Genomic DNA, 11,313 nt, shown 5'->3' with positions numbered 1-11,313 from the left:
CGCCGCCCTCGACCGGCTGGCCGGCCGGACCGCCGGGGGTGGCCGGTGAGCTTCGTCCTCGGGCCCAACCGCTACGGCAAGGCGGAGACGCGCGTCGTGCGCGTCCGTCGGGACACCGCCCGGCACGAGGTCCGCGACCTCAACGTCAGCACCTCGCTGCGCGGTGACTTCACCGCCGCCCACGTCGAGGGCGACCAGTCCAACGTCCTCACCACCGACACGCAGAAGAACACCGCGTTCGCCTACGCCAAGAGGGTCGGGGTCTCCTCGCCCGAGGCCTACGCCCTGGCGCTCGGGGACCGGCTCCTCACGGCCGCCCCGGCGGCCACGGCCAGCCGGGTGCAGGTCGAGGAGTACGCGTGGGAGCGCGTCGAGGTGGACGGGACCGGCCACGACCACACGTTCGTGCGGCGCGGCGGCGAGGAGGTCCGCACCGCGGTCGTCGTGCGCGAGCGCGACGGGGAGCCCACGGTGGTCTCCGGGTTCACCGGGCTCGTCGTGATGAAGACGACCGGCTCGCAGTTCACCGGCTTCCTGCGCGAGGACTACACCACGCTGCAGGACGCCGAGGACCGCGTGCTCGCCACCTCGCTGACCGCTCGCTGGCGTCACGCCACCACCGACGGCCTCGACTGGGACGCGGCCCACGCCGCGGTCCGCCAGACGTGCCTGGCCGCCTTCGCCACGACCTACAGCCGGGCCCTGCAGGAGACGCTCTGGGCCATGGGGTCGGCCGTCCTCGAGGCGCACCCGCACGTCGCTGAGGTCGACTTCTCCGCGCCGAACCGGCACCACTTCGTCGTCGACCTGACGCCGTTCGGCCTCGAGAACCCCGGCGAGGTGTTCCACGCCGCCGACCGTCCCTACGGCCTGATCGAGGCGAGGGTGCAGCGCGAGGCGCACGAGTGCAGGGAGCACTTCGGTGAGCTCTGAGGCCGGCGTGGCGCGCCTCGACGCGCTGCCCCGCGAGGAGGCGGAGGCGCTGCTCACCACGTGCCTGCCCGTGCCGCGCTGGGTCTCCGCCGTCGCCGACGGCCGGCCGTATGCCGCGTGGCCGGCCCTCGAGTCCGCCGCCGCCCGTGCGGCCGCGCACCTCGACGACGAGGAGCTGGCCACCGCGCTCGCCGGCCACCCTCGCATCGGGGAGAAGGCCTCGAGCCCGGCGCACCAGGCGGGGCTGAGCCGCCGCGAGCAGGCCGGGGTGGACGCCGGCGACGCGGAGGTGGCGCGCGCGCTCGCTGCCGGCAACGCGGCATACGAGGCGCGCTTCGACCGGGTGTTCATCATCCGGGCGGCGGGGCGCGACGCGCCGGAGGTGCTCGCCGAGCTCGAGCGGCGGCTCGGCAACGACGACGCCACCGAGCGTGAGGAGACCATCGGGGCGCTGCGCGACATCGCGCTGCTCCGGCTCCGGCAGGCGGTGTCGTGATGGCCACCCTCAGCACGCACGTCCTCGACACCAGCCGCGGCCGCCCCGCAGAAGGGGTGCCGGTCACGCTGCTCTCGGCCACGGGCGAGGAGCTCGCCTCGGCCACCACCGACGCCGACGGGCGGGTCGGCTCGCTCGGGCCCGGCGACCTCCCGCCGGGCGTCTACCGGCTGCGCTTCGACACCGCCGCCTACCACCGGTCGCTGGGCGAGCAGGGCTTCTACCCCGAGGTGGTGGTGGCCTTCACGGTCGGCGACGACCGGCACCACCACGTGCCGCTGCTGCTCAACCCTTTCGGGTACTCGACCTACCGGGGCAGCTGAGTGGGCGCGGACGTCGTGGTGCGGGCCCGCCGCGCGGTCGTGGGCGAGCACGAGGTGGCCGCGACGGTCCACGTCGAGGGTGGGCGCATCACCGCGGTCGAGGCGTTCGACGCCGACGTGGGCGGGGCACCCGTGGTCGACCTCGCCGACGACGAGGTGCTGCTGCCCGCCCTGGTCGACACCCACGTGCACGTCAACGAGCCGGGCCGCACCGAGTGGGAGGGGTTCGCCAGCGCGACCCGAGCGGCCGCTGCCGGGGGCGTGGGCACCGTGGTCGACATGCCGCTCAACAGCCTTCCGCCCACCGTGACCGCCGAGGCCCTCGCGGCCAAGCGCGCCGTCGCGTCCGGCCAGTGCCTCGTCGACGTCGCGTTCTGGGGCGGGGCGGTGCCGGGCAACCTCGCCGACCTCGCGCCGCTCCACGAGGCCGGGGTGCTGGGCTTCAAGGCGTTCCTCGTCGACTCCGGTGTGCCCGAGTTCGGCCACCTCGACGACGCCGGGCTGCGCGCCGCGCTCGCCGAGGTGGCCCGGCTCGGCTCGCTGCTCCTGCTCCACGCCGAGGACCCCGCCGCCCTCGAGGCCGCGCCGCCCGCGTCCGGCCGGGGCTACCGGCGGTTCCTCGCGTCCCGGCCGCGGGAGGCGGAGGAGCGGGCGGTCGAGCGCGTCGTCACAGCCCTGCGCGAGACCGGCGGGCGCGCCCACGTCGTGCACCTCTCCGACGCCGACGCGGTGCCGATCGTCGCCGCGGCGCAGGCCGAGGGGCTGGCGCTCACGGCCGAGACCTGCCCGCACTACCTGGCGCTCACCGCCGAGGACGTTCCCGACGGCGCCACGGAGTTCAAGTGCTGCCCGCCGATCCGGGAGCGCGGCGACCAGGACGGCCTGTGGGCGGGGCTGGCCGCCGGCACGATCGGTGCGGTCGTCTCCGACCACTCGCCGAGCACGGTCGACCTCAAGCGCCTCGACTCCGGCGACTTCGGCGAGGCGTGGGGTGGCATCGCCGGGCTCCAGCTCGCCCTGCCGGTGGTCTGGACCGAAGCGCGGCGCCGCGGGCACACCCTCGTCGACGTCGTCCGCTGGATGGCCCGTGGGCCGGCCGACCTCGTCGGGCTCACCGACCGCGGGCGGATCGAGCCGGGGGCGGTCGCCCACCTGGCCGTGCTCGCGCCCGACACCGCCTTCACGGTCGACGTGGCGGCGCTGCACCACCGCAACCCGGTCTCGCCGTATGCCGGTCGCGTCCTCACCGGGGTCGTGCGCCAGACCTGGCTGCACGGCGCGCCGGTCGACCTCGCCGCCGCGCCCCGCGGACGGCTGCTGACGGGAGGAACCCCATGACCGCGCCCCAGCCCCCGGACCCCCGCGGCGACGCCCCCCGCGGTGACGTCCCCGGTGACGTTCCCCGCGGTGACGTCCCCCGCGGCTACGTGCCCCGCGGTGGGCACCCGGCGCAGACCGAGCTGACCACCGACCGGGCCCGGTTCACCGAGGCGTATGCCGTGCTGCCGCGCGGCACGATGCGCGACATCGTCACCAGCCGGCTGCCGCACTGGGAGCAGACCCGGCTGTGGGTGCTCGCGCGGCCGCTGAGCGGCTTCGCCGAGACGTTCTCGTGGTACGTCGTGGAGGTGCAGCCCGGGGGAGGCTCGCAGCAGCCCGAGCCCGACCCCGCCGCCGAGGCCGTCGTGTTCGTGGTCGCCGGGACCGCCGTCCTGACCCTCGGCGACGACGCCCACGACCTCGTCCCGGGCTCCTACGCCTTCCTGCCCCCGGGCCAGGACTGGACGCTGCGGGCCACCGGCGAGGAGCCACTGACCTTCCACTGGGTCCGCAAGGCGTGGGAGCCGGCCGAGGGCGTCGACGCACCGACCGCCTTCGTCACCCACGAGGACGACGTCGAGCCGGAGCCGATGCCCGGCACCGACGCCTGGTCGACCCAGCGCTTCGTCGACCCGCTCGACGTGCGCCACGACATGCACGTCAACATCGTCGGCTTCGAGCCCGGCGGGACCATCCCCTTCCCCGAGACCCACGTCATGGAGCACGGGCTCTACGTCCTCGAGGGCAAGGCGGTCTACCTGCTCAACACCGACTGGGTCGAGGTGCAGGAGGGCGACTTCATGTGGCTGCGGGCCTTCTGCCCCCAGGCCTGCTACGCCGGCGGCCCCGGCCGGTTCCGGTACCTGCTCTACAAGGACGTCAACCGCCACGCCCGGCTCGGTGAACCGTTCCCACCGCGGGCTCCCCGGTCGTAGGTTGAGGCATGGCGACGGCGCGGCACACGGTGACGGTCAACGGTGAGCCGCGGCCGCTCGACGGCACCGACCCGGCGACCAACGCCCTCGACTGGCTGCGCGGCCTGGGGCTGACCGGCGCCAAGGAGGGCTGCGCCGAGGGCGAGTGCGGCGCCTGCGCGGTGCTGGTCGCCCGGCCCGACGGCGAGGAGCGCACGACCTGGACGGGCGTCAACGCCTGCCTGGTGCCCGCAGCCGCGCTCGACGGCCAGGAGGTCCTCACCGCCGAGGGCCTGGGGACGCCGGACCACCTCCACCCGGTGCAACACGAGGTCGCCGTGCGCGGCGGGTCGCAGTGCGGCTACTGCACGCCCGGCTTCGTGTGCGCGATGGCGGCGGAGTACTACCGGGCCGACCGCACGCCGGCCGCCACCGGAGACGGGCACGTCGGACCTGAGTGCGGCCCCAACGGCTTCGACCTGCACGCCCTGTCGGGCAACCTGTGCCGCTGCACCGGCTACCGCCCGATCCGCGACGCCGCCTTCGCCCTCGGGTCGCCCGCGCCCGACGACGCGTATGCCGCGCGCCTCGCCTCCGCGGCGCCGCCGGCGGCGGCCACCCGGCTCGAGGGGGGCAGCGGCACGTTCGTGCGCCCCGGCGACCTCGGCGAGGCGCTCGACCTGCTGGCCGGGCACCCGGACGCCGTGCTCGTGGCGGGGGCCACCGACTGGGGCGTCGAGGTCAACCTCCGGGGCCGGCGCGCGGCGCTCGCGCTCGGTGTCGACCGGCTCCCCGAGCTCCGCGAGCTGACCTTCGGGGAGGAGCACGTCGACCTCGGGGCCGCGCTGACCCTCACCGAGCTCGAACGGGGCCTTGGTGGCCGGATCCCGTTGCTGGACGAGGTCTTCCCGCTCTTCGCATCGCGGCTGATCCGCAACGGCGCCACCCTCGGCGGCAACCTCGCCACCGCCTCGCCCATCGGCGACACCGCCCCGGCCCTGCTCGCCCTCGAGGCGGAGGTGCTGCTGACGTCGCGCTCCGGCGAGCGTGCGGTGCCACTGGCCGAGTTCTTCACGGGCTACCGCCGCACCGCGCGACGCCCCGACGAGCTGATCCGGGCGGTGCGGATCCCGTTGCCGCTCAGCGGGACCGCCGCCTTCCACAAGGTCGCCAAGCGGCGGTGGGACGACATCTCCAGCGTGGCCGTCGGCTTCGCGCTCGACCTCGACGACGGCGTCGTGCGCAAGGCCCGCGTCGGCCTCGGCGGCGTGGCCGCCACGCCCGTGCGGGCGCTCGCCACGGAGGCCGCCCTCGAGGGCCATCCGTGGAGTGTCGACACCGTGCGCGTGGCCGCCGAGGTGATGCGCGGCGAGGGGACGCCGCTGGACGACCACCGGGCCAGCGCGGCATACCGCACCGCCGTGCTGGGCACGGCGCTGCTCCGCCTGTACGCCGAGACGGGGCAGGGGGTGCGCGCATGACCACTCTGTCGCAGCGCCCCGCGAACCCCGTTGTCGGGCAGGCGATCCCGCACGAGTCGGCCGCGCTGCACGTCACCGGGGCCGCGCTCTACACCGACGACCTCGTGGTGCGGACCTCCGGCGTGCTGCACGCCCACCCGGTGCAGGCGCCCCACGCCCACGCGAGGGTCACGCGGCTCGACCCGGCTCCCGCGCTCCGCGTGCCCGGGGTCGTGCGGGTGCTGACTGCCGCCGACGTGCCCGGGGTCAACGACGCCGGCGTCAAGCACGACGAGCCGCTCTTCCCGTCCGAGGTGATGTTCCACGGGCACGCCGTCTGCTGGGTCCTCGGGGAGACGCTCGAGGCGGCCCGGCTCGGCTCCCTCGCGGTGGAGGTCGACTACGAGCCGCTGCCGTCGATCGTGACCATCGCCGAAGCCGTTGCGGCGCAGAGCTTCCAGGGCGGGCAGCCGCGGCTGGAGCGCGGTGACGTCGAGGCCGGCTTCGCGGGCGCCGACCACGTGTTCAGCGGTGAGCTTGACATCGCAGGGCAGGAGCACTTCTACCTCGAGACCCACTGCTCGCTCGCGCAGGTCGACGAGGCCGGCCAGGTGTTCGTGCAGTGCAGCACCCAGCACCCCACCGAGACCCAGGACATCGTCGCGCACGTCCTCGGCGTGCCGAGCCACGCCGTCACCGTCCAGTGCCTGCGGATGGGCGGCGGCTTCGGGGGCAAGGAGATGCAGCCCCACGGGTATGCCGCGGTCGCGGCCCTGGGGGCGATCCTCACCGGCCGCCCGGTGCGGCTGCGCCTGAGCCGCACGCAGGACATCACGATGACCGGCAAGCGCCACGGCTTCCACGCCCAGTGGCGGGCCGGCTTCTCCCACGAGGGGATGCTGCAGGCGCTCGACGTGACCCTCACCTCGGACGGCGGCTGGAGCCTCGACCTCTCCGAGCCGGTGCTGGCGCGGGCGCTGTGCCACGTCGACAACGCCTACTGGGTGCCCCACATCCGCGTCAACGGCCGGATCGCCCGCACCCACAAGACCTCGCAGACCGCCTTCCGCGGGTTCGGCGGCCCGCAGGGGATGCTCGTCACCGAGGACCTCCTCGGCCGGTGCGCCCCGCTGCTGGGGATCGACCCGGTCGAGCTGCGTCGCCGCAACTTCTACCGCGAGGGGCAGGAGACCCCCTACGGCCAGCAGGTGCGCCACGCCGAGCGGGCCGTGGCGTGCTGGGACCAGGTGCTCGCCGGCGGCGACGTCGTGGCCCGGCGGCGCGCGGTCGCGGCCCACAACGCGACCCACCCGCACACCCGGCGCGGGCTGGCGGTGACGCCCGTGAAGTTCGGGATCTCGTTCAACTTCACCGCCTTCAACCAGGCGGGGGCGCTGGTCCACGTCTACAAGGACGGCTCGGTGCTCGTCACCCACGGCGGCACCGAGATGGGCCAGGGGCTGCACACCAAGATGCTGCAGGTCGCCGCCACCGCGCTCGGGGTGCCGCTGTCGTCGGTGCGGCTGGCGCCGACCCGCACCGACAAGGTGCCCAACACGTCGGCCACCGCGGCCAGCTCGGGCGCCGACCTCAACGGTGCGGCCGTGAAGGACGCCTGCGAGCAGATCCTCGAGCGGCTCCGACCGCTGCGGGAGGACCCTGCCAACGCCGGCCTGTCGTGGAGCGAGCTCGTGGGCAAGGCCTACTTCCAGCGGGTCCAGCTCTGGGCCGCGGGGTTCTACCGCACCGAGGGGCTGCACTGGGACTCCACGGCGATGCACGGATCGCCGTTCAAGTACTTCGCCTACGGCGCGGCCGCGGCGGAGGTGGAGGTCGACGGGTTCACCGGTGCCCACCACCTGCGCCGCGTCGACATCGTGCACGACGTGGGCGACTCGCTCTCCCCGCTGGTCGACCTCGGCCAGGTCGAGGGTGCCTTCGCGCAGGGCGTCGGGTGGCTGACCCTGGAGGACCTGCGCTGGGACGAGTCCGACGGGCAGACCCGGGGAAGGCTGGCGACCCAGGCGGCGAGCACCTACAAGCTGCCGAGCTTCTCCGAGCTGCCCGAGGTGTTCAACGTCGCGCTGCTGGAGCGGGCCCACGAGGACGGCGCGGTCTACGGCTCCAAGGCGGTGGGGGAGCCGCCGCTGATGCTCGCGTTCGCGGTGCGTGAGGCGCTGCGGGAGGCCGCGGCCGCCTTCGGCCCGCCCGGCACGAGCGTCGACCTCGCCTGCCCCGCCACGCCGGAGGCGGTCTTCTGGGCGGTCGAGCAGGCCCGGGGCGGCGCGACGCCGCCCGGCCAGAGCCCCGTCGTGGAGGGCGGCACCGGGGTCGTGCCCGCGCAGCCCGACTCCGGGGCCCCACCGCTGGCGCCGCGCTCGGAGCGGCTCGCCCGCACGGGGGAGCGCTGACGTGCACTGGCTCGAGGCCGTGCAGCGGCTGCGCCGGGAGCGGCGGCCCGGCGTGCTGGTCACGCTGACCTCCGTGCGCGGTCATGCCCCCCGCGACGCCGGCGCCAAGATGGTGGTCACCGACCGCGAGGCGTGGGGGAGCATCGGCGGGGGCAACCTCGAGGCCACGGCGGTCGGCCGCGCCCGGGCCATGCTGGCGACGGGCGACCCTGCCCCGCAGTCGATCTCGCTCAGCCTCAACGAGCGGGCACCGGTCGAGCACGGGCAGCAGTGCTGCGGTGGGGAGGTCGAGGTGCTGCTGGAGCCGCTCGCGGTGGTGCCGTCCGTCGCGGTGTTCGGCGTCGGCCACGTCGGCCTCGAGCTGGCCCGCGTGCTGGCCCGGCTCGACCTCGAGCTCCACCTCGTCGACTCCCGGGCCGACCAGCTCGGCCGCGACCGGCTGGCCGTGCTCGACGACGCCGTGGCGGGTGTCCACGTCCACCACGCGCCGGTGCCCGAGCTCGTGCTCGGCGAGGTGCCGCCGGGCACGCACGTGCTCGTCATGACCCATGACCACGCCGAGGACGCCGCCCTGTGCGACGCGGCCCTGCGCTGCGCGCACCTCGGCAGCATCGGGCTCATCGGGTCGTCGGCCAAGTGGCGGCGGTTCGAGCAGCGGCTGCGGGCCGAGGGCCACCCGCCCGAGGCCCTGCGCCGCATCCAGACGCCGATCGGGCTGCCCGACATCGTCGGGAAGGAGCCGGCCGTGGTCGCCGTGAGCGTGGCGGCGGCCCTGGTGCGCGTGTTCGAGGCCGAGGCCGCCGCCGCTGGCGAGGCCGCCGCCGGTGCCCGGACGGTGGCGAGGGGCAGGCAGCCGGCACCGCGGACCCTGCCGGGGACGGCGCCGTGACCCTGTTCCGGGCGACGGTGCTCGACACCCCCGACGACCCGTTCACGGGCGGCGCCCTGCGGGCCGACGACGACTGCGGGCTGCTCGTGGAGGACGGCGTCGTCACCGCCCGCGGGCCGTTCGGTGCCCTGCGGCACGAGCACCCCGGCACCGAGGTGCTCGACCTGCGCGAGGGCCTGCTGCTGCCCGGCCTGGTCGACACCCACGTCCACTTCCCGCAGGTGCGCGTCATCGGCGGCCTCGGCATGCCCCTGCTCGACTGGCTGGAGCGGTGCGCCCTGCCCGAGGAGATGAGGCTCGCCGACGTCGAGGTGGCGCGGGGGGTCGCGCGGGACTTCGTCACCGGGCTCGTCGACGCGGGCACCACCACGGCGCTGGTCTTCGGCTCGCACTTCGCCCCCGCCGTCGACGTGATGTTCGAGGCGGCGCAGGTGTGGGGCCTGCGGGTCACCACCGGCCTCGTCACCTCCGACCGGGTCCTGCCCGAGCCGCTGCTCACGACGCCGGAGCGGGCCCACGAGGAGTCGCTCGGCCTCGCTGCCCGCTGGCACGGCAAGGGCCGGCTGCGCTACGCCGTGACCCCGCGGTTCTCGCTGTCGGCCAGCGACGCGGTGCTCGAGTCGTGCGCGGCGACGTTCGGCGCCCTCGACGACGCGTGGTTCACCTCCCACGTCAACGAGAACGTGCGGGAGGTCGAGGAGGTGGGCCGTCTCTTCGGTGGCGCGTCCTACGTCGACACCTACGACCGCCACGGGCTGGTGACCCGGCGCAGCGTCCTCGCCCACGACGTGCACCCCACCGACGCCGAGCTGGCCACCCTCGCCGCGCGCGGGGCGTCGGTGGCCCACTGCCCCACCAGCAACGCCGCCCTCGGGTCGGGCCTGTTCCCGATGCGCCGGCACGTCGAGGCGGGGGTGCGGGTCGCGATGGGCTCCGACGTCGGGGCGGGCACCGGCTTCTCGATGCTCAAGGAGGGGCTGCAGGCGTACTTCGCGCAGCGGCTCCTCGGCGACGACGGGCTGCCGCTGACGTCGACGCACCTGCTGTGGCTGTGCACCGTGGCCGGGGCCGACGCCCTCGGGCTGGCCGGCGAGGTGGGCGACCTGTCGGTCGGCCGGCAGCTCGACGCGATCTGGCTCCTGCCGCAGGCGGGCAGCCCGCTCGCCGTGGGGCTGGCCAACGCCACCTCGGCCGAGGACGCGCTCTCCAAGGTGTTCGCGCTCGGCACGACCGCCGACGTCGGGGGCGTGTGGGTCGGCGGCGACCAGATCGCGGCGGGGCGCTGGCGCCGCCCTCCCGTCCCCTAGGGCCCCCGGCGAGGGGCCCGGCCCTGCCCGGCGGGCCGGGCCGCCGCTCAGCGCTCGGTCCGCAGCACCTCGGCGTAGGCCGGCAGGGTGAGGAAGTCGGGGAAGCCCGGGTCGAGGGCGCACTCGACGAACAGCCGCCGGGCGCTCTCCAGGGCCGCCCGCACCTGCCGGTCGTCGCCCGCGGACGCCAGCAGCGCGGCATACTCCTCCGCCACCACCGCGTCGACGAGCTCGCGGGTGACGGTCTCGCCCGACTCCAGCGCGGCGCCGGAGTGCAGCCACTGCCAGATCTGGGAGCGCGAGATCTCGGCGGTGGCGGCGTCCTCCATGAGGTTGTCGATGCCGACGGCGCCGTTGCCGCGCAGCCACGCCTGCAGGTAGGCGACGCCCACGCGCACGTTGCCGCGCAGGCCGGCCAGCGTGCGGGCGCCGGGGGTGGACGCCGCGTCGAGGAGGTCGTCGGCGGTCACCGAGACGTCGTCGCGGAGCACGTCGAGCTGGTTGGGCCGTTCGCCGAGGACGCCGCTGAACACCTCGTCGCAGAGGCCCACCATGCCGGGGTGGGCGACCCACGAGCCGTCGAACCCGGCCCGGGCCTCGCGCTCCTTGTCGGCGCGCACCTTGGAGAAGGCCGCCTCGTTGACCTCGGGGTCGCGGCTCGGGATGAAGGCCGCCATCCCGCCGATCGCGAACGCCCCTCGCCGGTGGCATGTGCGCACCAGCAGGTCGGAGTAGGCCCGCATCATCGGCGCGTCCATCGTCACGGCACCCCGGTCGGGGAGGGTGAACGACGGTCCGGCGTCCCTGAACCACTTGATGATCGAGAAGAGGTAGTCCCAGCGACCGGCGTTGAGCCCGGCCGCGTGCTCGCGCAGCTCCCAGAGGATCTCGTCCATCTCGAAGGCCGCCGGGATGGTCTCGATCAGGACGGTGGCGCGCACCGACCCGTGGGGGACGCCGAGGCGCTCCTGCGCGAAGGTGAAGACGTCGTTCCACAGCCGCGCCTCGAGGTGCGACTCCATCTTGGGCAGGTAGAAGTAGGGGCCCGATCCGCGCGCGATCAGCTCGCCGGCGTTGTGGAACAGGTGGAGGCCCGCGTCGACCAGCGCGCCGACCAGGGGCCGGCCGTCGAGGGTCAGGTGGGCCTCGTCGAGGTGCCAGCCGCGGGGGCGCGGCACGATCACGGGTATGCCGCCGGGGTCCTTCAGCGCGTAGTGCTTCCCCTCCGGGGTGGTCAGCTCGATGGTGCGGCGGACCGCG

At 75.2% G+C, this 11,313-nt stretch carries 10 protein-coding genes; 9 read left to right on the top strand and 1 reads right to left on the bottom strand.

The genetic code is table 11. The annotated features are described in order from the left end of the window. Nucleotides 1-45: 45 nt before the first annotated feature. From pucL to VIB11_RS11620, 9 genes are read left to right on the top strand one after another with little or no spacing between them, the layout of a single operon-like run. A complete protein-coding gene (gene pucL, locus VIB11_RS11660) occupies nt 46-933 on the top strand; it encodes a factor-independent urate hydroxylase (protein ID WP_332031397.1) in 888 nt (295 codons plus the stop codon). Then, complete coding sequence (gene uraD / locus VIB11_RS11655; protein ID WP_332031396.1) at nt 923-1,429, top strand: 2-oxo-4-hydroxy-4-carboxy-5-ureidoimidazoline decarboxylase; 507 nt, start codon at nt 923-925, stop codon at nt 1,427-1,429. The genes pucL and uraD overlap by 11 nt, the downstream gene beginning before the upstream one ends. Then, the gene (gene uraH / locus VIB11_RS11650; protein WP_332031395.1) at nt 1,429-1,752 is read left to right on the top strand and encodes a hydroxyisourate hydrolase; all 324 of its coding nucleotides are present in this window, start codon (nt 1,429-1,431) and stop codon (nt 1,750-1,752) included. The genes uraD and uraH overlap by 1 nt, the downstream gene beginning before the upstream one ends. After that, the gene (gene allB / locus VIB11_RS11645; RefSeq protein ID WP_332031394.1) at nt 1,753-3,090 is read left to right on the top strand and encodes an allantoinase AllB; all 1,338 of its coding nucleotides are present in this window, start codon (nt 1,753-1,755) and stop codon (nt 3,088-3,090) included. It abuts the gene before it with no gap. Continuing rightward, nucleotides 3,087-4,007: a bifunctional allantoicase/(S)-ureidoglycine aminohydrolase gene (locus VIB11_RS11640; protein ID WP_332031393.1), complete on the top strand. Its 921-nt coding sequence runs from the start codon at nt 3,087-3,089 to the stop codon at nt 4,005-4,007. The genes allB and VIB11_RS11640 overlap by 4 nt, the downstream gene beginning before the upstream one ends. Before the next feature lie 8 nt (nt 4,008-4,015). Then, on the top strand, nt 4,016-5,467 hold the full coding sequence (locus VIB11_RS11635) for a xanthine dehydrogenase small subunit (RefSeq protein WP_332031392.1): 1,452 nt from the start codon (nt 4,016-4,018) through the stop codon (nt 5,465-5,467). Next, nucleotides 5,464-7,857, top strand: coding sequence for a xanthine dehydrogenase molybdopterin binding subunit (xdhB, locus tag VIB11_RS11630; RefSeq protein ID WP_332031391.1), 2,394 nt, complete (start codon nt 5,464-5,466; stop codon nt 7,855-7,857). Before VIB11_RS11635 ends, xdhB begins: the two co-directional genes overlap by 4 nt. Nucleotide 7,858: 1 nt before the next feature. Then, entirely contained in the window at nt 7,859-8,746 is an 888-nt protein-coding gene (xdhC, locus tag VIB11_RS11625; protein ID WP_332031390.1) for a xanthine dehydrogenase accessory protein XdhC, read from the top strand. Next, nucleotides 8,743-10,053, top strand: coding sequence for a guanine deaminase (locus VIB11_RS11620; RefSeq protein ID WP_332031389.1), 1,311 nt, complete (start codon nt 8,743-8,745; stop codon nt 10,051-10,053). The genes xdhC and VIB11_RS11620 overlap by 4 nt, the downstream gene beginning before the upstream one ends. A gap of 47 nt (nt 10,054-10,100) precedes the next feature. Here the strand turns inward: VIB11_RS11620 and VIB11_RS11615 are convergent. Continuing rightward, nucleotides 10,101-11,313: malate synthase A (locus VIB11_RS11615; RefSeq protein WP_332031388.1), on the bottom strand; the 1,213-nt coding region annotated here is incomplete at its 5' end.

The sequence above is a fragment of the Pedococcus sp. genome (genome assembly GCF_036554925.1).
Classification (GTDB): Bacteria; Actinomycetota; Actinomycetes; order Actinomycetales; family Dermatophilaceae; genus Pedococcus_A.
Note: the sequence above shows the minus strand (reverse complement) of the source record. Positions and strands in the feature narration are given on the sequence as shown.

What these genes read in the sequence shown, in the direction of transcription:
- uraH (WP_332031395.1), top strand. Translation starts at nt 1,429, where the DNA reads ATGGCCACCCTCAGCACGCACGTCCTCGACACCAGCCGCGGCCGCCCC.
- VIB11_RS11640 (WP_332031393.1), top strand. Translation starts at nt 3,087, where the DNA reads ATGACCGCGCCCCAGCCCCCGGACCCCCGCGGCGACGCCCCCCGCGGT.
- VIB11_RS11635 (WP_332031392.1), top strand. Translation starts at nt 4,016, where the DNA reads ATGGCGACGGCGCGGCACACGGTGACGGTCAACGGTGAGCCGCGGCCG.
- xdhB (WP_332031391.1), top strand. Translation starts at nt 5,464, where the DNA reads ATGACCACTCTGTCGCAGCGCCCCGCGAACCCCGTTGTCGGGCAGGCG.